A 23,469-nucleotide genomic window follows, 5' to 3' on the forward strand; every position below is an offset into this window, starting at 1 on the left:
TAGGCGTGCGGGTGGTTACTCATGAACTATTGGTATCGACGCCGGTAGACAGGGTCCAGCGTCTCCGGCGGCACGCCGAGCATTTCGGCAGTGTACTCCACCACGACGTCGTGGACGAGGTCTTGGAGTTCCTCCCGGGTGGACGCGCCCTGCTCCACCACCCGGCGGTAAACCGTGATCATGGGAGCCTCGCCGCGCCCTCCGGGAGTGTACGAGCCCATTGGGGCAGTGTTTCCTGAGGCGACAAGCTGCTCAAGGTTGGGCGGAATTTCGTCCACAGCAAAGAGGACACCGTCCAGTTGTTTGCCCCACATGTCCTGAAGCCGCTCTGCGGAGTCCAGCACCATGTCATCAAAACGTTCTGCGCGGGTCCGGAACCCGGGAAGATTGGGGAGCATCAATTCTCCGCGCAGTCCCCGTCCGTGACGATTGCGCCGGCGTCGTCGGAAACCCCGTACTTCCGAACCGGCGTGTTCCTGGGCCTGATCGCCATCGGCGTCAGTCCACCGGATATTGAACCCGGGAACATGTGGCTGTGACTGCATATATCGACTTTAGTACCGAGGAACCTTCAACGCGACCTCATGGCGTCCACCGCGCCGCGACGCTTGTTACCGCGGGACGCTTTACAGCTGATGCCCCCGCGAGATAGCGGGGCACGGGCCATCAATACACAAAGTAGGCGCCCAATGGCGCTAATCTGGGATGTTGTGGGTGCCATTCGTCAGTGTTCGAGATCAGCCTGCCGCCAATCCGCGGTGGCCACTTTGACGTACGTGTACGCAGAGTCAACAGCAGTTCTGGGGCCTCTGGCCACGTTCGCGGAACCGCATGCCTATGATCTTTGCTCACAGCATGCGGAGTCCCTCACGGTTCCTCGCGGTTGGGAAGTCCTGCGCCTGGCCATGCCCACAACACCGCAGGAACCGGGCCCGGATGATTTGCTGGCTCTGGCCAACGCTGTCCGCGAGGCGGCGTCTGCCCCTGCGGAAACTCCTGCCCGGCAGGGTCACGCCCAGATGGAGCCGCCCGTCGGTACTGAAGGCACCCGTCGCGGGCACTTGCGTATCCTCCGCGAACCGTCTTAGCAGGTCGCATTCCGGAACCTGACCGGTGCCCGGAACGCAATTCGTCGCCGGTATCAAAACACGATCTCCCTGCGCGGTAGTCTGGAATCTGCAGATATATCCGCCAGCGGCGCCTTCCCGGCGCCACCCAGGGAGCATCATTCATGCCAAAGGTCAGTCCTGAACTGTTGTCCATCCTGCGTTGCCCTGTAACGGGTTCACCGTTGGTCCAAGAGGGCGATGAGTTGGTTTCCACCGACGCCGCCGCGGACGGCGAGAAGCTCCGCTACACCATTGAGGATGGCATCCCGTTGCTCCTGCCGCCGGAACTGCTGGCCGCCGCCAACACAGCTACCTCCGGCCAGCACGATTCCAAGGCCTGAGTCGCCCTCTCCCACCCCACCCGCACGGTACCCCTAAGGACTTCCATGACTTTTGACTTCAAAGTGGCTGACATCACTCTCGCGGAGGCCGGGCGCCACCAGATCCGCCTCGCCGAGCACGAAATGCCGGGCCTCATGTCGCTCCGCGCTGAATTCGGCGCCTCCCAGCCCCTCAAGGGTGCCAGGATCGCAGGGTCCTTGCACATGACGGTCCAAACCGCTGTGCTCATTGAAACCCTCACTGCCTTGGGCGCGGAGGTTCGCTGGGCCTCCTGCAACATTTTCTCCACCCAGGACGAAGCCGCTGCCGCCGTCGTCGTTGGCAAGGGCACCCCGGAGAACCCGCAGGGTGTCCCGGTGTTCGCTTGGAAGGGCGAAACCCTGGAGGAGTATTGGTGGACTGCGGAGCAGATCCTCACCTGGCCCGGAGCTGACGAGAACCCTGAGCTGGGCCCGAATATGATTCTCGACGACGGCGGCGACGCCACGCTGCTGCTGCACAAGGGCGTCGACTTCGAAGCCGCAGGGGCCGTGCCCACCGCCACCGAGGATGATCCGGAAGAGTACGTCCTCATCCTGGATCTCCTGCGCAGGACCCTTGCCGCTGATCCGCAGAAGTGGACCCGTCTGGCAGCCCGTATTGAGGGCGTTACTGAAGAGACCACCACCGGCGTGCACCGCCTTTACCAGCTCGCTGAGCAAGGCAAGCTGCTGTTCCCGGCCATCAACGTCAACGACTCCGTGACCAAGAGCAAGTTCGACAACAAGTACGGCATCCGCCACTCCCTCCCGGACGGCATCAACCGGGCCACAGATGTCCTCATGGGTGGCAAGGTTGCCGTTGTGTGCGGCTATGGCGACGTCGGCAAGGGTGCCGCTGAGGCGCTGCGCGGCCAGGGCTCACGCGTCATTGTCACTGAGATTGACCCCATTTGTGCGCTCCAGGCCGCGATGGACGGCTACCAGGTGGCCAAGCTGGAGACGGTGCTTGCCCAAGGTGACATCTTCATCACCACCACAGGCAACAAGGACGTCATCATGGCCGAGCACATGCTGGGCATGAAGAACAAGGCAATCGTTGGAAACATCGGCCACTTCGACAACGAGATCGACATCGCCGGGCTCGCGAAGATTCCAGGCGTCAAGAAGGTTGAGATCAAGCCGCAGGTTCACGAGTGGGTGTTCGAGGCCGGCACGGATTCGGAGCGATCCATCATTGTGCTGTCCGAGGGCCGGTTGCTGAACCTGGGCAACGCCACAGGCCATCCGTCGTTCGTGATGAGCAACTCCTTTGCCAATCAGACCATTGCCCAGATTGAGCTCTGGACCAAGAAGGACCAGCCGGCCGGTGAGCGCGAGTACCAGAACCAGGTGTACGTGCTGCCCAAGATCCTGGATGAAAAGGTTGCGCGCCTTCACCTTGACGCCTTGGGCGTGGAGCTCACGGAACTGAGCAAGGACCAGGCAGACTACCTGGATCTGGATGTTGCAGGCCCGTACAAGCCGGAGCACTACCGGTACTAGCCGAGGCGGTTCGCCCGGCGCTGCTAACCCAAATCGATGGCGAAAGGCCGGACACGCGATCTGCGTGGCCGGCCTTTCGGCTAGAATTGGGTGTTCAGTAATGCTTGCGGGGGACAGGATGACGGGAACCATGACGGAAGTCGCCAAACGGAAAAAGGGCAAGGTCCTTGCCATCATAGGAGTCTGCGCAGCCCTTGTGCTGGGCGGAATCGGCGTGGTCACGGTACCGGGACTTCTGGCTGGTTCTCCCCAGGGCGCGGCCGTCACTCCGTCGCCGGCTCCCACTGTGGAGGCCAAACCCGTGGAGTTGGGCATCACCCCGTTGGACGGCGCAATGGAGTGGAATCCTGTGGTGGGTCCGCAGATTAAAGCGGTCAACGGCAAACTCAAGGATGTCACCCTGACGCCCGTGGGTGGCGGGGTGCCCGTGCAGGGGCAGACCAGTCCCGATGGAAGCACCTGGACCACCCTCGAAGTCCTGAAGTTCAAAACGCAGTACAACTTTGCCTTTACGGTGGTGGATACAGCGGGCAAGGAGACCCGGAAGTCCCAAACCTTCTCCACGGTTTCGGCGGCCTACGAGGCAGACGCTTCCATCTACCCCCGCAACGGCACCACGGCAGGTTCGGGGCAGCCTATTGAAATCAACTTCAGTGAGCCGGTAGTGGACAAAGCGGCCATGGAGAAGCGGGTTGCCATCACTGTTTCGTCCGGCCAACCTGTGGCCTGGCACTGGTACTCGGACAAGAAGGTCAGGATCCGTCCTGAGGCGTTCTGGGCCTCCGGCACCACCGTTACGGTGGACATGAAACTTCTGGGCGTGGACTTCGGCAACAACATGATCGGCAACGGGGACGTCGTTTCCACGTTTACCACCGGTCCGCAGAGGATTGCCGTAGTGGATGACAAGACCAAAACCATGAATGTGTACTCGGACGGCCAGTTGGTACACACGGCACCCGTTTCGCTGGGTGGGGAAGATTGGCTTTCGCCCACCGGTTATGCGGTGATTATGGAGCAGGAACGCCACTCCAACTTCAACGCCGGCACCATTGGTCTGAAACCCGGGGACAAGGGCTACTACCCGCCCCTCGTGGTGGAGTATGCCAACCGGCTGACGTGGTCCGGTGTCTATGTGCACCAAGCCCTTGAAGCTGCCTGGAGCTCCATTGGAGTGGCTAATGTCTCCCACGGCTGCGTTGGCTTGCTGCCTGCCGATGCTGCATGGTTCTTCAACAACATGAAGACCGGAGACGTTGTGCAGATCCTTAACACCGGAGCGCCGGCAGTGGAGCCGTTGGAAGGCTTCGGGGACTGGAATATTCCCTGGGCGAGCTACGCCCAACGGTAGTCCTGCTGTTAAGATAGCGGCAGTGATTCTTTCCTGCGCGCTTTGACCCATTTCTTCAGCGCTGACAACACGTCAGTACTGCTCTTCGTGCTGCCCTCCAAGGTGATCACGGGTGTCCCACAGGGGAACCCGTTCATGGGTTCCCCGGCTCTTCCACCGGATACTTTCTCTTCACCTGGAGCATGCATGACCTTCTCACCAAACCTCAGCCCTGACTGTGGCAACTGCTTTGCCCTTTGCTGTACCGCATTGGGATTTTCCCGATCCGCTGACTTTGCGATCGACAAACCTGCCGCTTCGCCATGCCCGAACATGGCAGACGATTTCTCCTGCACCATCCACCAACGCTTACGACCCCGGGGTTTTAGCGGTTGCACGGTTTTTGACTGTTTCGGGGCCGGCCAAGTGGTGTCCCAACATACGTTCTCCGGAACCAGCTGGACACAGGATCCGTCCTCCAAGTCCTCCATGTTCGCCGTGTTCAAAGTGGTCAGGCAACTTCACGAGATGCTGTGGTACTTGGCAGAAGCCCGCGAAAGGACGTTCGATCCCGAGCTGGCTGCTGCGGCGGACCAGCTGTCCGGGGGCATTGCTGCCACTGCCCGAGGCGACGCATCCACGGTCCTCGCCGCCGACGTCGAAACACTTCATGGCGAGGTACGGGCGCTTCTGATGGAAGTCAGCGAAGAAACCCGCGCCTCCTACCGGGCCGAAGACCAAAACCTCGACGGCGGCTTCCAGCCGGGTGCCGACCTCATGGGAGCGAGGCTGGCGAACCGGCGTCTCTGCGGATCCGACCTCCGCGGTGCCTACCTGATCGGAGCAAACCTCAGCGGCAGCGACCTCATAGCCGTGGACCTCCTGGGAGCTGACCTACGCGGAGCACAGCTCCACGGAGCTGATCTCTCCAAGGCGCTCTACCTGACTCAACCCCAGATCAACGCCGCCGAAGGCGACCCCAAAACCCTCCTACCCCCAAGACTCACCAAACCGGATCACTGGTGAGTGCAACTGGTGCGGCGGTCGCCAGCTGTCCGGCAGCCTGCGTCCAAGCGAAGAATGAGCGAGCAGGCAGAGGATGTCGGCCATCGGCCGATCGTCAGGCCAAGTTTCAGGCTTCAGTGAACGGCAGCTTCCTGAGTCGCTCGCCTATGACCGCGTTCCGCTGTTCTGCTTGTCGCAGGCGGACAAGTTCGCGGTTGCGCCGTTCCCCGAGGACTGCGCCTATGTAGTCTTCGGGGATGGTGCCGGCCGGTGGGGGCGGGGCCACGTAGCGCGCAAGTTCGGATGCCAGCGACGCAGCCATGTTCACGCGTGAGGCCGGTGCCATGAGGTAGGCCTGTTGGACGAAGGTGCCGGCCCTGCGCGCGGTGGCGTCCGGGACCCGTCCGATGTCCGCCATAGCCACCCAGGATTGCAGGTGGTGGGGGGCTACGGGCATGATCCGGGGCTTTGAGGGTACGCGTTGCCGGAGGGAGTATGTGCCTGCAACGATGTCGCCGAGACGCTTGGATTTGTCGTTGAAGATGGCCACGCCGATCGCCAGGCCGCCGAAGGTCAGATAGATCTCCAGGAACCCCAGGAGTCCGCGGATGAGGGCGTGCCGGAAGCGGATGGACCCGCCGTCGTCGCGGACTATGCGTAGCCCTGCTGCAAGCTTCCCCAAGGACCGCCCGCGGGTCAGTGTCTCCACGGTGACGGGGACGATCACCACAGAAAACACGACGCTGCTGAGGATCAGTGCTTGGACAGCGGCATCGTCAAGATCCCGGGAGGCTGAGGAGATGAGGATGATCAGGAGTATTGCGAGGATCACCTGGGAGATGACGTCCAGGATGAGGCCCAACGCACGGGCGGCAAAGGACGCGGGGCGAAGCTCAAGGACTACTGCCTCGCCAGTGATGATTGAACTCATGCCGCCCCCAGGTTTTCCCATGCTGCGGGCGCTGTGAATGCCCGCACCAACGAGTCTAGCGGCGGGGCTGACCGTGCGGTGGATACAGGCGCTAGGGTGGTGGCGTGGACATTGATGCCTTCTCGGCCGTACATGGGGACAAATGGTCGCGGCTTCACTTCCTGGCGCATAAGCGCAGGCTTAACGGAGCCGAGGCGGACGAACTGCTGCGCCTGTACCAAACTGTGTCCGGGCACCTTTCCCTGATCCGTTCAGTGGCACCGGAAACGGGGTTGTCGGCATCCTTGTCCGCAGCGCTGGCCCAGGCACGGACGCGTTTTACCGGGGCCCGTTCCAATTTCATGGAGGATCTGGCACGATTCTTCGTCATTTCCCTCCCCGCCGCGTTCTACCGAATCCGGTGGTTGACCCTCTGGTGCGGACTCGCCTTTGTGTTGGTAGCGGGTGCCTACGCTCTGTGGATTGGAACCTCACCGGAGGCATTGAGGGCCGTTGCCTCCAGCGACCAAAGAGTCCAGCAGTACGTGGAGGAGGACTTCATTGACTACTACTCCGAGAATCCCGCGGCGTCCTTCGCCGGACAGGTGTGGACCAACAACGCCTGGATTTCCGCCCAAGCCGTAGCTTTCGGGGTTACCGGCTTTTGGGTGCCCTTCATCCTGTTCATGAATGCGCAGGGGTTGGGAATTGCTGCCGGACTTTTCCTTGCCACCGGCAAAATGGATATTTTCTTCAGCTACATCCTTCCGCACGGCCTTATGGAACTCACGGCCGTCTTTATAGCCTGTGCTGCGGGACTCAAGATTTTCTGGGCCATGGTGCGGCCGGGCCCGAGGACGAGGCTGCAGGCCGTGGCTGATGAGGGCCGTTCACTGATCACCATCGCCATGGGGTTGGTCCTTGTCCTGCTGGTCTCCGGCATTGTGGAAGGCTTTGTCACGCCCAGCCCGCTCCCGGTCTGGGCCAAGATCACCATAGGCGCGTTGGTTCTGGCCGGCTACTGGGTGTACACCCTGATTCTGGGCGGGAAGGCCGTCCGCGCCGGCGTGACGGGGGATATGGACGCCAACGACGCCGGCTACCGCAGCATCGCGGCGTAGAGCTTACAGTTACGTTTCAATCTGGTCGCAGGCGGGGTGGCACCGCGTGTCTCTGACATGCCGGGCGGTAGGCTCGAATGCAGACAAGAGAGCCGGCAGCAAGCAATCGCCGGTGGATGCCTACGGAAGTGAACCCCGCTGTGAGCGACAAGAGCCCAACACCACACGAACCGGACACGGACGTCCACGAGGACCCCAACGAACCGGCCTTCGACTGGATGAAGCCGAAGACGTCCGGTGGCTCTACCGAGGCCACTCCTGCAGCCAACACCGGGGCCACACCCGTGGCAGCAAAACCGGCAGCGACTTCCTCAACTGCGACGCCGGCCAACGGTCAGCCGGAGAGCCGAGCGGACCGCAAAGCTGCTGAGGCCGCTGATGCCGGTACTGAAACTCCCTTGTTCGCCGACACCCTTGCGGAGGCGTCCACCCCCAAGGCGTCGTCGCACTATTCGGAACCTTTGCCGACGTCGGCCCTTCAGATCCGTCCACCGGACGATGAAGTTGCGCGGCGAAATGCCGAGCGCGAGCAAGCAGCAAAGGTCAAACCCATTGGGCCACGAATTTTCCAGGTGCTGCTGGCTGTTTTCTACCCCGTCATTCTCCTGGTGCTCGCCGTTCGGGCAGTTACCAGTCCGCTGTTCCTGTGGGTGGAATACAACCGTCCGGGATTCCCCGGCGACGGATATGGCTTCAGCACTGATGACCGCATGACCTATGGTTCCTATGCCGTGGACTACCTCAGCAACTGGGCCGGCCCGCGCTACCTGGGAGGCTTGGTCAACCAGGACGGTGAGAAGCTCTTCACGGACAGCGAAGTCTCCCATATGGCCGACGTGAAGCTGGTCATCCTGTCCTCCTTTGGGGCAGGTCTCCTGCTCATCATCCTCAGCATCATCGCCATCCTGTATCTGCGCAAGCGAAGCAACGGCGGAATCCGGCGAGGTCTGTTTGCAGGCTCAATCGTCACGTTGGTCATCATCATTGGTCTCACAGTCCTGGCTGCCCTGAGCTGGCAGCAGTTCTTCACAGAGTTCCACCGGATCTTCTTCGCCAATGGAACGTGGACCTTCTCGCTGGAAGACACGCTCATCCGCCTCTTCCCGGGCCAGTTCTGGATTGATGCGGGCATCGTGATCGGCGCTCTGGTGTTCCTTGCAGCGACGCTGACGTTCATCTTCACGTGGCCCACCAAGCGGCGTCGTGGCCTTGCGGACAAGCAGGAGGCCGCGGACGAGAATGCAGAGCTTTCGGACGAAACGCCTGAGGATGCCAGCCTGTCCAAGGACACAACGGACGCCACACGCTAGTCGAGGTACCGTACTGCTGGATGGGCCGCAGTTGCGAATTACAGGAGCAGCAGGGGCGGTTTGTGGGACAACGTGTTCTGCTCTTCTAGCTGGTTGACCCGGTAAGAATGCTGATGAGGGTTTCGGGTTTGTTAGTGCTGGCGAGGACGGTCTTGCGGTTTTTCATTTCGATATTGATCTCGGGACCGCCGACGAGGTAAGCGACCATGCCGGGCCCCATATATCGAAATCCGTAGCCGCTGGGACCGGCCGCGTTGTCGGTGGTCACCGTTGCGATGTCATCCCTGGGCAATGTCCGTTTGAAGATGTCGCAGAAGGCGATCATGACGTTGTGCTGGTCGACCTTGACGGTGACTGTCATTAGCGCGACGAATGAACCAGCTGTGGTGGTGACCAGCGGTACGAAGAGCACCTCTGGCGTGTTCTTCAGGATGGCCAGAACGAACAGCACAGGGCCGAGCGCAACCATCGCATAACCCACAATCCGCGGTACCAAGGTAGCCCGGACACGTGAGTAGTAAAGCGCCGGTGTTGGTAGGCCTGATGGTGTTGCCATGAGTTCCCCCTTTAACGTGTGGTTCGTGAGGGCAACGCTACGGGCCGCACACGGACCCCTAGATAAGGGAACAGCGAATTAGGTGGCGATTTGGACCGAATTAGGTGCTGAATTGATAGGGCTAGGTGGTGCTTTAGGGCGGCCTAGGTGGAGCCGCTACTTCTGGTACAGCTTTTCCACTGCCGCTGAGAAGTCGCTGAGCACCGCGGCCCGCTTCAGTTTCAGTGACGGCGTCAGGTGCCCGGACTCGACGCTGAGCTCCGCCGTGATGAATGCGAACTTCTTGATGGACTCAGCAGCTGAGACGAGCTTGTTGGCCTCGTCCACTGCAGACTGAACGGCTGCCTTCACCCGGTCATCGGACGCGGCTTCCTCGGGGGAGAGGACCCCCAGCTTGTTCTCCGCGCACCAGTCGGCAAGGCCCTCAGGGTCCAAACCGATCAGGGCCGCCACGAACGGCCGGCCATCGCCAACCACCACTGCCTGTCCCACCAAAGGGTGTTCACGCAGCTTCTCCTCCAGGGGAGCCGGGGCCACGTTCTTGCCTCCAGCGGTGACCAGGAGGTCCTTCTTCCGGCCGGTGATGGTGAGGAAACCATCGGCGTCGAGCTCGCCCAGATCGCCGGTGCGGAAGAAGCCGTCAACAAAAGCAGCCCGGGTGGCCTCGTCATTGTTGTGATAGCCCTTGAAGACGCCAATGCCCTTGACCAGCACCTCCCCGTCCTGGGCCACCCTGATGGTGGTTCCCGGCAGGGGAATCCCCACCGTACCGATCCTGGACATGCTGGGCGTATTGACGGTGCAGGGCGCGGTGGTCTCCGTCAGCCCATAGCCCTCAAGAACAGGAACACCGGCGCCATGGAAAAAGTGGTTGTCCCGGAGGCTAAGGGGGCTGGCACCGGAAACGGTATAGCCGACGTCGCCGCCGAACAGTTCCCTCACCTTGGGGTAGAGGAGCTTGTTGAAGGTGGAATGCTTCAGGCCCAGGAGCCAGCCCGGACCCGGCCCCTCGCCACGGGCGGCGAGGTCCACCGCCGTCGAGTATTGCACCGCGGCAGCGGAGGCTGCCGTGAACAGGGCAGACTTGCCGCCCATGGCCGCCTTGTGGCTGGCACCGGCGTAGACCTTCTCGAAGATGCGGGGGACAGCCAGCAGGAAAGTGGGCTTGAAGGATCCAAGGTCAGCCATGAGGCCACTGGCCCCGGCACTGTGCCCCAAAGTGATACCGGCGGTGAGGCAGACAACCTGGACTGCCCGGGCGAGGACGTGCGCCAAGGGCAGGAACATCAGCGTCCGGGCGCCCTCCTGCATGAGGAGCTCGGGCAGGAACGGGATGACATTCCGCGCCACAAGGACAAAATTGCCGTGGGTAATTTCGCAGCCTTTGGGCTTGCCCGTGGTTCCGGAGGTGTACACGATTGAGGCTACGCTGGCCAGATTTGCTGCGCTGCGCTGACGCTCGAGTTCGCTGTCCATAATGCCCACCCCCACCGCGGAGACGCTGGTCAGGTTGGGTGCATCGCCGTCGTGCTCCATCCGGATGATGGTCACGGGATCCTCGCCAAGAACGGCGGATTGCTCCACCAAGGCGTGGACGAGTTCTGCTTTGGCGGTGTCCTCCACGAAGATGCGCCGGGCTCCGGAATCGGCGAGGATCCACTCGATCTGGCTCGCAGAGGACGTCTCATAAATGGGAACCGTGACGCCGCCGGCCATCCAGATGGCGAAGTCCACCAGCGTCCATTCAAAGCTTGAGCGGGACAAAACAGCCACAGGATCCCCGGGGTTGAGCCCGCCCGCAATCAAGCCCTTGGCCAAGGCAGTGACATCGGCGAGGAACCTCGCCGCGGACACGTTCAGCCAGCCGTTCGCCGTCTTGTGTGCGTACAGGTTACCGAAAGGATCCTTGTGGCAGCGTTCCAGGAGGAGGTCCGTCACGTTGCTGTCCGGGTCCGCTTCGACCAGAAGTTCCGTGCTTGCTTCCCTCACTGTTTGCCTCCTCCTAAATCCACGATGGCATCCACATTCTCATCCGCCATTCCTGGTAGCTGATGACTTCCGCTGTGAGCACAGGATAGAAGAACGCGGTGGCCAGCACGGCCAACACCAGGACCAAAGCCACAATGTACAGCCCGGACCTTCGACGCCAGACGGGGTCGCCGCTGCGTCCCAAAACCAGCCCCAGCACATACGTCAGGGCCAGAACCAGGAACGGTTCAAAGGACACAGCGTAGAAGATGAACATGGTCCGTTCCGGGTACATGAACCACGGAAGGTAGCCGGCGGCCACGCCGGCGAGGATGGCACCGGCACGCCAGTCGCGGCGGCCGGCCCACCAGAACAGCACAATGACCAGTGCGATGGTCCCGCCCCACCACACCACCGGATTTCCTACAGGCAGGATGGCCGAAGAACACGTCTCAACAACACAGCCGGGAGTGCCTTGCTTGGGCGTCTGGTAGAAGAATGAGGTGGGTCGGCCCATGATGAGCCAGGTCCACGGACTGGACTCATAAGGGTGGTCTGAGCTGAGACCCTGATGGAATTTGTACGCTTCAAGGTGGTAGTGGGCCAAGGATCGCACGGAGTTGGGCAGCCAATCCCAGCCCGGGGCAGGGTTGGTGGCGGCCCATTGCCGGTAATACGCGTCCTTGGAAAGGAACCAACCCGTCCACGTTGCCACATAAGTCACTGCGGCGACCGGAATAATGGTGACGAACGCGGGCAGGCCGTCCTTAATGACGCCGGCGCTGAACCAGCTCCGGATTCCGGCAATGCGCCGGGCGTTCATATCCCAGAGCACGGTCATGATGCCGAAGACAGCTACGAAGAACAGTGCCGACCATTTGGTCCCCACGGCAAGGCCGAGGCAGAGACCAGCAACCAGGCGCCACCACCGCATACCGAGCCAAGGACCTGCCACCAGTTGCGTGGGTGCCGGGCGGCCCCCGGGCGAAGCAGCCGCTTGCGCGGCGAGCCGGGATGCCAGACGACGGCGGCCGTCGTCGCGATCCATCAACAGGGCACCGAAAGCGGCAAGAATCCAAAGGGCCAGGAAAATATCCAGCAGCGACGTCCGGGAGAGCACCAGATGATGGCCGTCGATTGCCAACAATAGCCCGGCAACAGCACCGAGGGTGTGGGAGCGGAACAGCTTCAGCGCGATGAGTGAAACCAGGAACACCGTCAGTGTGCCCGCCAAAGCTGCACTGAACCGCCACCCAAAGGGGTTGTCTCCACCGAAGAGCCACATGCCGAAGGCAATCATCCACTTGCCCACGGGCGGGTGGACAACGTACTCAGGAGTGTTGAGGAGGACATTGGGGTTTCCGGCAATGAAGGAGTCATTGGCATTTGCCGGCCAACTGCGTTCGTAACCGCTCACCACATAGGAGTAGGCATCCTTGACGTAGTAGGTTTCATCAAAAACCAGGCTGCGCGGTGCATCCAGCCGGAAGAATCGCAGGATGCCGCCCAGAATGGCTGTGAGAGTGGGGATCAGCCAGAACCACAAGCGCAACGACGCCGGGTAGTCCCTCCAACTCCGGACTTCGCCCATCAAACGTTCCTTCAGGGCCTGGGCGGTGTAGGCCTCGGATGGCCGCGCAATCCAACGGTGCCCCTCCAGTCCTCGACCCGTCCGGAAGCGGCGGGACAAAGCGGTGCCGGCCCAAGCGCCACCTGCACGTTCAGCGCCGGAGGGCTGCTGGGATTCCGGTAGTCCGTGGCTCTCCTTCACCGTTGAGTCGCCTGGTTCCGGGGTGGCCGGGGTTGCAGGGGACCCTGCCGGGGATCCGGAAGCGGTGGCAGGAACGGGCGACTGGTTCACCCGCCCATGCTACCTTTCCATCCTTGCTGTATCCCTGAACCCGGCTGCTGCATCTTTGAACCCCGCTCGGCATTAGGCTTGGCAGGTGGACGAACAACGCGGCACCCCTGACGATGCTCCTTTTGACGACTCCCTGGAAGCAGCACCTTCTGCTTCAGGGGCAACCCCCGGCGTCGGCAGGATTGTCCTGGCGGCAACGCCTATTGGCAACGTTGGGGACGCTTCTGCGCGTCTGATTGAGCTCCTTGGAACCTCGGACATTGTGGCCGCGGAAGACACGCGGCGTTTGCACCGGCTGGTCACTTCCCTCGGCGTTGAAGTCACCGGACGCGTCATCAGCTATCACGAGCACAATGAAGTGGCCAAGACCGGTGAATTGCTGGACCACGTCCGCGCGGGCAAGACCATCCTGATGGTCAGCGACGCCGGCATGCCGGCAGTCTCGGACCCCGGATTCCGTCTGGTGGAGGGTGCGGTTGCTGCCGGGCTGACAGTCACTGCGGTTCCTGGTCCCTCCGCAGTACTGACGGCTCTGGCACTGTCCGGTTTGCCCACCGACCGTTTCTGCTTCGAAGGATTCCTGCCCCGGAAGTCAGGGGACCGGAACTCGCGTCTTGCAGACCTGGCAGACGAACGCCGCACCATGGTTTTCTTTGAGGCCCCGCACAGGCTCGAAGTAATGTTGCGGGCACTCCATGAGCGCTTCGGATCGGATCGCCGCGCAGCGGTTTGCCGTGAGCTGACCAAGACCTATGAGGAAGTCATCCGCGGCAGCCTGCGTGAACTGCTGGAGTGGGCGGAGAACAACGAGGTCCGCGGTGAGATCGCAGTGGTAGTGGGCGGTGCGCCCGAACAGGAGCCGGGCAAACCGGAGGACCACGTGGCAGCCGTTAACGAGCTCATTTCCCAGGGCATCCGGTTGAAGGAAGCCGTAGCAGCAGTGGCCGAGGACGCCCGTGTCAGCAAGCGCGAGCTCTACTCGGCGGTTCTCGCGGCACGCTGACTCAAGCTGTGCACCTGCACAAATCAGCGACCATGTGGCAGTGCGTGAAGGCGTAGACACTGCTTCTCGCGGGGCAGTACCGTGGCAGTAATTCAAGCCACTTCCGGCAACGAACCCCAGTGGTGCAATTCTCCAAAGCACCCTAGACGAAGGAGTCGCCATGACTGTCACGGTTGAACGCGAAAGCGAACTGCTGGCTTCCGTCCCTACCGGCCTGCTGATCAACGGTCAGTGGCGCCCGGCCGGTTCCGGAAAGACCTTTGATGTTGAGGACCCGGCAACGGGCAAAGTACTCCTCAGCATTTCCGACGCCGGTGCTGAAGACGGCGCTGCCGCCCTCGACGCCGCTGCTGCCGCCCAGGCCGATTGGGCCCGCACCGCACCGCGCGAACGCGGCGAGATCCTGCGCCGCGCCTTCGAGCTGGTCACCGAGCGTGCCGAAGACTTCGCACTGCTGATGACCCTCGAAATGGGCAAGCCCCTGGCCGAAGCCCGTGGTGAAGTCACCTACGGTGCGGAGTTCCTGCGCTGGTTCTCCGAGGAAGCCGTCCGCGTGTCCGGCCGTTACTCCGCAGCTCCGGATGGCAAGAACCGCCTCCTGGTGCAGAAGAAGCCGGTGGGTCCCTGCCTGCTGATCACCCCGTGGAACTTCCCGCTGGCCATGGCTACCCGTAAGATCGCCCCCGCTGTAGCTGCCGGCTGCACCATGGTGCTCAAGCCCGCCAACCTGACCCCGCTGACCAGCCTGCTGTTCGCACAGGTCATGCAGGAAGCCGGCCTGCCCGCTGGTGTCCTGAACGTCATCCAGACCTCCACCGCCGGCGCCGTCACGGGCCCGCTGATCAAGGATGACCGTCTCCGCAAGATCTCCTTCACCGGCTCCACCCCGGTGGGCCAGGCCTTGATCCGCGAAGCCGCGGACAAGGTCCTGCGCACCTCCATGGAGCTCGGTGGTAACGCCCCGTTCGTCGTCTTCGAGGACGCCGACCTGGACAAGGCCGTTGAAGGCGCCATCGCGGCCAAGATGCGCAACATGGGCGAGGCCTGCACCGCAGCGAACCGCTTCATTGTGCACGAGTCCATCGCCGATTCCTTCGCGGAGAAGTTCGCCGCCAAGATCGGTGCCCTGACCACCGCCCGCGGTACCGAGGCCGAATCCAAGGTGGGCCCGCTGATCGACGGCAAGGCCCGCGACGGCGTTCACGCCCTGGTGTCCGAAGCCGTAGCAGGAGGTGCCACTGCCGTCACCGGTGGTGCCGCCGTCGAGGGCCCCGGCTACTTCTACCAGCCCACCGTGCTGAAGAACGTTGCCGCCGATGCTCGCATCCTGCGCGAAGAAATCTTTGGACCGGTAGCGCCCATCATCACCTTCTCCACCGAAGACGACGCCGTCCGTCTGGCCAACAACACCGAATACGGCCTGGTTGCCTACGTCTTCACCAAGGACCTCAACCGCGGACTGCGCATCAGCGAGCGGATCGAGACCGGCATGCTCGGCCTCAACGCCGGCGTGATCTCCAACGCCGCAGCACCCTTCGGTGGCGTCAAGCAGTCCGGTCTGGGCCGCGAAGGCGGTTCCGAAGGCATCGAAGAGTACCTCTACACCCAGTACGTAGGTATCGCGGACCCGTACGCCGACTAGGCAGGACTGGATCCGGTTCGCCGCTCTCGCAACAAGAACGGCTGACAAACACAGGGGCCCGGCCCCGGAACCACAAGTTCCGGCGTCGGGCCCTTTGCTGTCTGTACCCCAATCAGCGGTCCGGAACCTAGCGACGCTGGGGGAGCAGCCCCTTGAGCCTGCGCCAAGCCAGTGTTGCGGTCCTTCCCGCAGCCCTCCCAAACCTTCCCATCGCACGGAACGGCGCACCAAGGGCGCCCACCCAGCGGCGCATCATGGATGGCGGCAGCCAGTCTGCGCGCAAGCGCACCAACCAGCGGGCATTGCTGCGCAGTGATTCGCGGACCACCCCAATACGGGTGGCTGCTGCCGGTGCGGAGGTAGCCGTACGGCCATAACGTTGGCGTTCGAAGTCCGCGGTGAGGGACGCGACTGCCTGGTGGGCGGCGTCGTCGAGGCCTCCCCGGACACCAAGAGCGGAACTGGAGCGCAGGCGGGCGGAGAAATTCCTCGGTGTCTCGCTGGGCGTTGAGGGCACACCGTAGTCGGTGGCGAGATCCTGCAACTCCGCCCACGCCAGTTCAGGGGCCGGATCAATAGGGTCCGGGAGGTCCGAATCCTCCGGTGGCCGTTGGTTGAGCCGGCGTCGCCGGAGAACGGTCCTGCTCAGCCTGGGCGAGCACAGGAACCCGGCAAGCACCAGGATCCCGGCTGCGGCCGCGCCGATTGCCGGCCACGGGTTCACGCCCGAGGAACCTGCCGTGGGCGTATCCAGGCCCGGGAGCGGAGCGGCCGGTGTTGGAGCGGGAGCCGGTGTGGTGAGGACCTCTTTCTCGTCCGCATTGGTGCTGAGGTTGCTGGGCACCGACGTTTCCGTGGCGTATTCGGGGACCACACCGCGTGATGGCGTCGGTTCAAAGGGGACCCACCCCAGGCCCTCGAAGTACAGCTCAGGCCACGCGTGGGCGTCCCGGGCGTCGACCTCGTATTCGGGGAAGGAACCCTGTCCCACCAAGGCCACCGACTCACCCGTGAGACGGCCGGGGGCGTAACCCACCGCAATCCTGCTGGGGATACCTTCTGCCCGGGCCATCACCGCCATGGCGGAAGAGAAATGGACGCAATAGCCGCTCTTCACAGCGAGGAAGTCAGCCAGGACCGAGAGACCATTGCCGTCATAACCGTTCTGAACGGGAGCCTGAAGGGAATAGGTGAACTCGCCTGAACGCAGGTACTTCTGGATGGCCAGAGCCTTCCCGTAATTGCTGCCTGCGGAGGCCGTGACAGAATCGGCCGTCTGCCGCACGATGTCCGGAAGGTTCCCCGGGATCCTCAGAAAGTCTTCAGAAATACCCTGCGGAACGGCCGTGGCTTGGGACAAGGACTGTGCCGTGATCTTGGGGGCTGCAGAGAAAACCACATACCGTTGCGCGCGCGTAGTGGTCTCCGTGCTCATGATGCTCAGGGTGGCTGGATCCCACGTCCACCGGCCGTTGAGGCCATTCACGGACGCCGGAGCAAAAGGAGCGGGAAGGTAGGGGCTGGTGAACAGGCCTGCGTTGACCGAGGTCACAGCATTGACCACCTCGCCCTGCACTGCGTACCCGGTCTCGATCCTGTCCGCACCTGGCCTGCGCTCTGCTGCACGGTCATTCGGGGCCCAGGTTTCGCCGTCGAAGTTATCTATGGTGACGGACCTGAGGTACAGGGGAGTGCTGGCACTGGTGGCGTAGGTGATGCGCCCTGAACCGGTGGGACTGCGGAGGCTGTTGCCCAGGGTGATCATGGGGTTGAGCCCGTTGGAGGTTCCCCACGGGCTAAGCCGTGAGCCCTGCGGAAAAGTACCTGTCTCAAAACCTGGAATCGCCAAAGGGACGGTCATGGTCAAAGCCAACGCCAGCCCTCCCGTAACCACCGAACGCCTCAACTGTCCGGTTCCCCGCCCCGAACCGGACTGCAGTCTGGCGTCCGGGGCGAACCAGTGGCTGCATCCCAGGATCAGCAAATACCCCACCGCCGCGCCGATGAATCCGGCCACTCCCACGCTCTGGGGTTTGATGGTGGCCGGGACCACCATGACAGCCAAAAGACCTATACCGCTGGCGGCCGGCATGGACAGTGGAACGGCCAGGGCGTCGATCAGGATGACCAACAGGCCCAGGCAGGCGCACATGACAAAGACGATCCCGGCGTTGGGTGCAACAGGCGCGCTCTCGGACACCACAGTCTCTGCTGCCCGCCTGATATGGCGCCCGACGGCGGTGAAGGTTTCGGTGGTGGGGATGAAGCCCGCGAGGCTTTCCTGGCGGCAGAAGATGAAGCTGAGAATGCCGGCCAGCGAAACGAACGAGGCCAACGTCACCAAGAGCGGCTGGGCACGGAGCGCCCGGAGCACAGCAAGCGTCAGCGAAACCACCACCACCGTGGTGATCAACGGCATGAACCACGCCCACCCCCTCAGGACACCGTTCAGGGACAGTGCAGCGCCAAGAACCGCCACGGCGATGGAACCTGCCATGGCCCAGGGATAAGGTCCCGCGCCCGGGGCCTGCGGCCGTGGCTTCCCGGTTGACGGTGTGCCGGCAGCGGCGTCCGCTTGGGACGGGGCAGCGGGGGAGCCCCGGTGCGATGTAGCGGTCATCGGGGCACCGCCGCTCCACGACGTACGTCCATGGCTGCGTCTGCGGCCGCAACGATTTCGCCGGCATCGAAGGCTGACCAGGCCGCAGTCAACTGGGTCTTTGACGTCACAGCAGCCGCCCTCCAACCGGCCAGGCGCAAAATCTCCAGAACTTCCTCGTTGTTCCGCGAAGCATCAGTGATCACCAAGGCGAAAGCATTGGCTCCGTACCCGGCCGCGGGAGCAAGAGCCCGGGCCTCAGTGGTCGTTAGATTGCCCACCAGAGCCAGCAAGGGGCCGCGCAGTCTGTGTGCTGAAAGTTTGTCCATCAGGCGGTCATTGAAAGGTGAATCCGGACTCTCCGTACCTGCCGTGGACGGGGAGTTCTCCCTGTTACCTGAAGCATTCCTTGAAGCGTTCCCTGAACCGTTCCCTGAACCGAAGGTTGATTCCGCGTGTTCGTTCCGGTGGTGCTCGGCCCTGGCGTGCCTGGGGCCGCTTAGCTCCACCGCCGCCAAGGCCTCAGCGATTGCCTGAAGACCGCCCGCCCCTGAGAACTCCTCCGCATCCGGGTCCGCAGCAGAGCGCGAACGGCGGAACGCCGGACCGCCGAACGAGTCAAGGAGCCGCAGTGCATAGCTCCGTTCCGCCAAGTGGGCGCAGATGGACATAGCTGCCGTAACAGCCCACTCAAAGTTGATGCTGGTCACCAGGTCCGAGTCTTCATCGCGGCCTCCAAAGATGGAGCTGTTGGCGGGGGCAAACGCTGAGAGCCTCTGGTCGATGATGAGGGTGGCTTCCGGCGTGGTCACCGATTCCTCCTGGCGCACCATCAGTTGACCGTGCCGGGCGGTAGCGGCCCAGTGGACGCGGCGCATGGGATCACCGTGCCTGTACTCGCGGGTCATGATGTCATCATCGCTGGGATTGGCCCTGATGCGGGTGGCCGTCACACCGTCGTTGCCGCGGGCGCCGGCGAGCCCGGTTACGGGAAGTTCGACGGCGGCAGGGGTCACGGTGAGGATGTCGCCGTCGTCAATTGCATGCCGCCGCAGAGATAAGCCGAACGGGTCACTGAACTCTGCCGTCACCGGTCCAATCCGGAACTGTCCCCGTTTGCCTGAGCGAAGGTGATACTCATAGCGGCTGGTCCCTCCCGACGCTGACCGGGCCGGAAAGCGGAAGGCAGGTGGCTCGCCGAAGCGAGGAGGCAGCTGCTCCTCCATGATGACCTGCCCCGTGCCGGATGAAGTACGGGCCACGGCCAGCCGGACCGTGGTGGTGCTGGATGTCTCTACCGTGGACGGATTGAACTCCCGGTACACCTGGAATTTGGGTTTGAGCACCCGGACGCCGGCAAGCGCCACGAGAGGGAGGAGGAACAGAAAAACAGCCAGCGAAAGCAGGTCCCGCCTACCCATGACGTAGGCGCACCCCAGTGCGAGGGCCCCGGCTGCCAGGAGCCCCCAGCCGCGGTTGGTAAACAAGTGCTTGGGCAGCCGATCCATGAGCGCCATTGGGCCACGTCTCCTAAACGCTGTGCCTGTCCCTGCGCCACGCGCCGGGCGGTTCCTGCGCGACGGGCAGGGAAGCAAAGATGCCCCTGAGGATGCTCTGCGGCGTATCACCGGAGCTTGCGGCCTTGCGGTCCAGGATAATCCGGTGGGCCAGCACGGACTCCGCCACATCCACAACGTCATCCGGGAGCACAAAATCGCGTCCATCCAAAGCCGCCGTAGCTTTGGCTGCCCGCAACAACTGCAGCAAGGAACGCGGACTCGCGCCGAGGCGAAGACGGGCACTTTCACGTGTTGCCCGTCCAATGGCCACTGTGTACTCCTTGATGGCCGTGGATACAAAGACCTGCTGGACGGTGGCGATCATCGCAGCGACATCGGCGGCCGTAACCACCGGGGTCACCTTGACCAAGGGCGAGGACGCCTGATGGGTTTCCAACATCTCAATCTCGGCATCCTTGTCCGGATACCCCATGGAAATTCGTGCCATGAAACGGTCGCGCTGGGCTTCGGGCAGCGGATACGTGCCCTCCATTTCGATGGGATTCTGCGTGGCCACCACCATGAAGGGCAAGCCCAGCTGGTACGAATGGCCGTCCACGGTGACCTGATGCTCTTCCATGCATTCCAGGAGCGCGGACTGGGTTTTTGCCGATGCGCGGTTGATTTCGTCGCCGATGACGATGTTCGCGAATACAGCGCCCGGGCGGAACTCGAACTGCCGGGAAGACTGGTTGTAGATGGACACACCGGTGACATCCGAAGGCAGCAAGTCAGGGGTGAACTGGATCCGGGACACCGTGCAGTCAACGCTGCGCGCCAGCGTCTTCGCCAGCAGGGTCTTACCCACGCCCGGAACGTCCTCCAAAAGAAGGTGTCCTTGGGCAAGAAGGACCGTCAAGGCAAGCTTTGCAGCATCGGCCTTTCCGTCAATGACCTTGTTGATGGAGCCGAGGATGCGCTGGCTGGCATCGTGAAACCGCTCCGCATCCATGACGTGCGGCCTATGACCGTTCAGTCCCGCGCCATCCCGCGGCAGGGGGCTGTACGCCTCGGCCTGGACAGGCGAAGGCTCAACGGTGACTTGTCGCTTGGACTCCATGGATCGCCCTTCAGCCGTGGCCGCTCCACCAGTGATTCTCTACTGAACCCTGGTGGTGTTGGCCGCTTGTCCGTTCCAGACTACCCAGTCATTGGCCGCCGCTGACATAGTGCTACCGAATTTATGTGCCAACCGAATTCATCGAGCACCGAATCGTCAGGGCCCAAGGAGGACCACAGTCCGATTAAGGTGGAACCATGTGCAATTCCCTCGCCCCCGCACCCTACAGGGCATCAGCTGACGCAGCAGAAGAAAAAGACTCCCGCCGCCAATACCCGCCCGCGCCTGAGCCCCTCCCCGTGGCGGTCATGGATAACCACACCCACCTGGACTTCCGTCACGGCCTGATTGAGGTCTCGGTCAAGGATGCGATGGACTCGGCCGAGGCTGTTGGAGTGCAAGGCGCCGTTCAGGTTGGTTGCGACCTCGAATCGTCGCGATTCACAGTACAGGCCGTGGACGCTGACTCACGGCTCCTCGGCGCCGTGGCCATCCACCCCAACGACGCGCCCGAATACGCCGCGCGTGGGGAGTTGGAATCGGCGCTCGCAGAGATCGAGGAATTGGCCCGCCACCCCCGGATCCGCGCGATCGGTGAAACAGGTTTGGATTTCTTCCGGACCCACGGGGACGGACTGGCTCATCAGCGCTATTCCTTCCGACGACACATTGACATTGCCAAACGGCTTGGCCTGACGCTGCAGATTCACGACCGCGACGCCCACGACGACGTCGTCCAGGTGCTGCGTGAGGAGGGTGCCCCGGAGCGGGTGGTGTTCCATTGCTTCTCCGGAGACGAAGAACTGGCAAGGATATGTAACCGGAACGGCTGGTACATGTCCTTCGCCGGGACCATGACGTTCAAGAACGCCGGGAATCTCCGCGCCGCTCTGGCCATAGCCGAGCCAAGCAGGATTCTGGTGGAAACGGATTCGCCGTTCCTTACCCCGCATCCGCACCGCGGGAAGCCAAATGCAAGCTATATGGTCCCCTACACGGTCCGGTCCATGGCGGACGTGACAGGAGATGACTTGTCTGAACTTTGTTCGCGGTTGGCCGAAAATACCCTGACTGCCTACGGATCCTGGGCCTGAAACGGATCTTTCCCGTCCTGATTGAGGTCACGGGCTGGATACCCGGTATGCACGTTTCTTGGTTCGTTTATAACGGATCGGTTACTGTGTTAAACAAGTAGCCGGGGTCGGGGAAGGCCATCGGATCACTGCTCCGCTTCACACCGGGGCAATAAGTTCAGTGTTTTTGGCGGCGCAGATGCCGGCAGCAAGAGTAGGACCAGGCGTAATGCCTGGCCCTTGCGTTTTTGCGGTCGGCATTATTTTTGCGCTTTTCCCCGTGCCCGGATGGTCTGAGAGTAATGGGCAATCGTGATCAAGTTCTTCACAACGGATGGCAAGTTCAGCTTCCTCAAAGTAGGCACCCAGTTGCTGGTAGTTGCAGCCCTGGTGGTTGGTGTTGTGGCCTTTGTGGGCAACAACAAGACCGTCACGCTCAACGTGGACGGCAAAGTGAGCTCCATCCAGACCTTCGGCGGCACTGTGGACCAAGTGGTCAAGGCAGCCAAGGTCGAGTTGAAGGACGCAGACCGCGTTTCCCCGGCTCTGGACGCAAAGATCGACAACGGCTCTGTGGTGAACGTCAATCTGGCCAAGGCAGTGTCCATCGAACTGGACGGGGCCCGGAAGACCGTAAACACCACATCCCCTGACGTCGCTGGCCTGGTCAGTGAGCTCGGGGTGGCGAGCTCCTCCGAAATCTCACAGCCCAAGGACGCGTCCCTGGAAGTGACCGGTTCATTCGTTTCCATTTCCACACCCAAGACCATCAGCGTGGTAGCTGACGGCAAGGACACCAGCACCACCACGACGGCGGCCGACGTCGCCACCGTGCTCAAGGACACCGGCATTGTTGTTGGTGCCAATGACCACATCTCCCAGCCCGGCAATGCCCCCATCGTCCAGGACATGGTGATCAAGGTCTCCCGCGTGGATACCAGCAAGACTGCCGAAGCTACCGAAGAGGTTCCCTTCGAAAGCGTCAAGAGCGACAGCGCAGAGCTCTTCAAGGGCGAAGAGAAAGTAACCCAGGAAGGCGTAGCAGGATCCTTGGTCAAAACCTTCAAGCTGGTCCTCGTGGACGGCCGTGAAGCCTCCCGCACCCTGGTATCCAGCAACGTGGCCACCCAGCCGGTAGCCGAGAAGATCAGCGTGGGCACCAAGCCACGCCCAGTAGCTACTCCCGCTCCGGCTACACAGGCAGCAGCGGCTGCACCCGCAGCCAGCGGTCCCACCGGTGCCCCGAACGAAGCCATGTGGGACAGGATTGCGCAGTGTGAATCAGGCGGAAACTGGTCCATCAACACCGGTAACGGGTACTACGGCGGCCTTCAGTTCTCCAGCCCCACCTGGTTGGCAAACGGTGGCGGAGCCTATGCTCCCAACGCCAGCTTGGCCACCAAGGCCCAGCAGATTGAGATCGCCAACCGCCTCTACGCAAAGAACGGCCTCAGCGACTGGGGCTGCGCCCACGCGGCCTGACCCCGTACAGGCGATA

Annotated in this window: 20 protein-coding genes; 11 read left to right on the forward strand and 9 right to left on the reverse strand. The window is 62.4% G+C overall.

The features are described from left to right. Positions 1 to 26: 26 nt before the first annotated feature. Positions 27 to 545 carry a metallopeptidase family protein gene (locus tag ABI796_RS06265; protein ID WP_141283024.1) on the reverse strand — a complete coding sequence of 173 codons (519 nt, stop codon included), beginning with the start codon at positions 543 to 545 and terminating at the stop codon, positions 27 to 29. 144 nt (positions 546 to 689) lie between these two features. On the opposite strand from ABI796_RS06265, the gene ABI796_RS06270 reads away from it, so the two are divergent. The 4 genes from ABI796_RS06270 to ABI796_RS06285 all read left to right on the forward strand — a co-directional run bounded on the left by ABI796_RS06270 (position 690) and on the right by ABI796_RS06285 (position 4,325). Further along, entirely contained in the window at positions 690 to 1,088 is a 399-nt protein-coding gene (locus tag ABI796_RS06270; RefSeq protein ID WP_141283023.1) for a DUF3499 domain-containing protein, read from the forward strand. Between the two features lie 143 nt (positions 1,089 to 1,231). Next, complete coding sequence (locus ABI796_RS06275; RefSeq protein ID WP_141283022.1) at positions 1,232 to 1,450, forward strand: Trm112 family protein; 219 nt, start codon at positions 1,232 to 1,234, stop codon at positions 1,448 to 1,450. A 45-nt stretch (positions 1,451 to 1,495) separates the two neighbouring features. Further along, positions 1,496 to 2,974 carry an adenosylhomocysteinase gene (ahcY, locus tag ABI796_RS06280; RefSeq protein WP_141283021.1) on the forward strand — a complete coding sequence of 493 codons (1,479 nt, stop codon included), beginning with the start codon at positions 1,496 to 1,498 and terminating at the stop codon, positions 2,972 to 2,974. A 130-nt stretch (positions 2,975 to 3,104) separates the two neighbouring features. Continuing rightward, entirely contained in the window at positions 3,105 to 4,325 is a 1,221-nt protein-coding gene (locus tag ABI796_RS06285; RefSeq protein WP_246095737.1) for an Ig-like domain-containing protein, read from the forward strand. Between the two features lie 8 nt (positions 4,326 to 4,333). Here the strand turns inward: ABI796_RS06285 and ABI796_RS06290 are convergent, their stop codons facing one another. Further along, positions 4,334 to 4,663: a hypothetical protein gene (locus ABI796_RS06290; protein ID WP_246095736.1), complete on the reverse strand. Its 330-nt coding sequence runs from the start codon at positions 4,661 to 4,663 to the stop codon at positions 4,334 to 4,336. Here ABI796_RS06290 and ABI796_RS06295 point away from each other — a divergent pair. Continuing rightward, on the forward strand, positions 4,638 to 5,330 hold the full coding sequence (locus ABI796_RS06295) for a pentapeptide repeat-containing protein (protein ID WP_246095735.1): 693 nt from the start codon (positions 4,638 to 4,640) through the stop codon (positions 5,328 to 5,330). The two genes, ABI796_RS06290 and ABI796_RS06295, sit on opposite strands and share 26 nt — an antisense overlap. Positions 5,331 to 5,436: 106 nt before the next feature. Here the strand turns inward: ABI796_RS06295 and ABI796_RS06300 are convergent, their stop codons facing one another. Next, positions 5,437 to 6,240 carry an RDD family protein gene (locus ABI796_RS06300; protein ID WP_141283018.1) on the reverse strand — a complete coding sequence of 268 codons (804 nt, stop codon included), beginning with the start codon at positions 6,238 to 6,240 and terminating at the stop codon, positions 5,437 to 5,439. Between the two features lie 104 nt (positions 6,241 to 6,344). On the opposite strand from ABI796_RS06300, the gene ABI796_RS06305 reads away from it, so the two are divergent. Then, the gene (locus tag ABI796_RS06305; protein ID WP_141283017.1) at positions 6,345 to 7,340 is read left to right on the forward strand and encodes a stage II sporulation protein M; all 996 of its coding nucleotides are present in this window, start codon (positions 6,345 to 6,347) and stop codon (positions 7,338 to 7,340) included. 116 nt (positions 7,341 to 7,456) lie between these two features. After that, entirely contained in the window at positions 7,457 to 8,650 is a 1,194-nt protein-coding gene (locus ABI796_RS06310; RefSeq protein WP_141283016.1) for a TIGR01906 family membrane protein, read from the forward strand. An 85-nt stretch (positions 8,651 to 8,735) separates the two neighbouring features. On the opposite strand, the gene ABI796_RS06315 is transcribed toward ABI796_RS06310, so the two are convergent. From ABI796_RS06315 to ABI796_RS06325, 3 genes are all read right to left on the reverse strand, one after another. Beyond that, complete coding sequence (locus tag ABI796_RS06315) at positions 8,736 to 9,206, reverse strand: hypothetical protein (protein WP_141283015.1); 471 nt, start codon at positions 9,204 to 9,206, stop codon at positions 8,736 to 8,738. Between the two features lie 156 nt (positions 9,207 to 9,362). Further along, positions 9,363 to 11,195 (reverse strand): long-chain fatty acid--CoA ligase, encoded by a 1,833-nt coding sequence (locus ABI796_RS06320; protein ID WP_141283014.1) that lies wholly within the window; start codon positions 11,193 to 11,195, stop codon positions 9,363 to 9,365. A gap of 13 nt (positions 11,196 to 11,208) precedes the next feature. Further along, positions 11,209 to 12,864, reverse strand: a complete 1,656-nt coding sequence (locus tag ABI796_RS06325; protein ID WP_373092946.1) for a dolichyl-phosphate-mannose--protein mannosyltransferase — start codon at positions 12,862 to 12,864, stop codon at positions 11,209 to 11,211. A 304-nt stretch (positions 12,865 to 13,168) separates the two neighbouring features. Between ABI796_RS06325 and rsmI the strand changes: the two genes are divergently transcribed. Both rsmI and ABI796_RS06335 read left to right on the forward strand, forming a co-directional pair. Next, the gene (gene rsmI / locus ABI796_RS06330; RefSeq protein WP_141283155.1) at positions 13,169 to 14,038 is read left to right on the forward strand and encodes a 16S rRNA (cytidine(1402)-2'-O)-methyltransferase; all 870 of its coding nucleotides are present in this window, start codon (positions 13,169 to 13,171) and stop codon (positions 14,036 to 14,038) included. A 160-nt stretch (positions 14,039 to 14,198) separates the two neighbouring features. Beyond that, positions 14,199 to 15,680 carry an NAD-dependent succinate-semialdehyde dehydrogenase gene (locus ABI796_RS06335; RefSeq protein WP_141283012.1) on the forward strand — a complete coding sequence of 494 codons (1,482 nt, stop codon included), beginning with the start codon at positions 14,199 to 14,201 and terminating at the stop codon, positions 15,678 to 15,680. 127 nt (positions 15,681 to 15,807) lie between these two features. Here the strand turns inward: ABI796_RS06335 and ABI796_RS06340 are convergent, their stop codons facing one another. Genes ABI796_RS06340 through ABI796_RS06350 form a run of 3 tightly spaced genes read right to left on the reverse strand, consistent with a single transcriptional unit; the run spans position 15,808 to position 20,898 of the window. Continuing rightward, positions 15,808 to 18,300, reverse strand: a complete 2,493-nt coding sequence (locus ABI796_RS06340) for a DUF3488 and transglutaminase-like domain-containing protein (RefSeq protein ID WP_141283011.1) — start codon at positions 18,298 to 18,300, stop codon at positions 15,808 to 15,810. Next, on the reverse strand, positions 18,297 to 19,796 hold the full coding sequence (locus ABI796_RS06345; RefSeq protein ID WP_141283010.1) for a DUF58 domain-containing protein: 1,500 nt from the start codon (positions 19,794 to 19,796) through the stop codon (positions 18,297 to 18,299). Before ABI796_RS06345 ends, ABI796_RS06340 begins: the two co-directional genes overlap by 4 nt. A 13-nt stretch (positions 19,797 to 19,809) precedes the next feature. Beyond that, complete coding sequence (locus ABI796_RS06350) at positions 19,810 to 20,898, reverse strand: AAA family ATPase (RefSeq protein ID WP_141283009.1); 1,089 nt, start codon at positions 20,896 to 20,898, stop codon at positions 19,810 to 19,812. Between the two features lie 197 nt (positions 20,899 to 21,095). Between ABI796_RS06350 and ABI796_RS06355 the strand changes: the two genes are divergently transcribed. Together ABI796_RS06355 and ABI796_RS06360 are read left to right on the forward strand one after the other, a co-directional pair. After that, positions 21,096 to 21,992: a TatD family hydrolase gene (locus ABI796_RS06355; protein ID WP_141283008.1), complete on the forward strand. Its 897-nt coding sequence runs from the start codon at positions 21,096 to 21,098 to the stop codon at positions 21,990 to 21,992. 291 nt (positions 21,993 to 22,283) lie between these two features. Next, positions 22,284 to 23,453, forward strand: a complete 1,170-nt coding sequence (locus ABI796_RS06360) for a resuscitation-promoting factor (protein ID WP_141283007.1) — start codon at positions 22,284 to 22,286, stop codon at positions 23,451 to 23,453. Positions 23,454 to 23,469: the final 16 nt, after the last annotated feature.

The sequence above is a fragment of the Paenarthrobacter aurescens genome (genome assembly GCF_041549525.1).
Taxonomy (GTDB): domain Bacteria; phylum Actinomycetota; class Actinomycetes; order Actinomycetales; family Micrococcaceae; genus Arthrobacter; species Arthrobacter aurescens.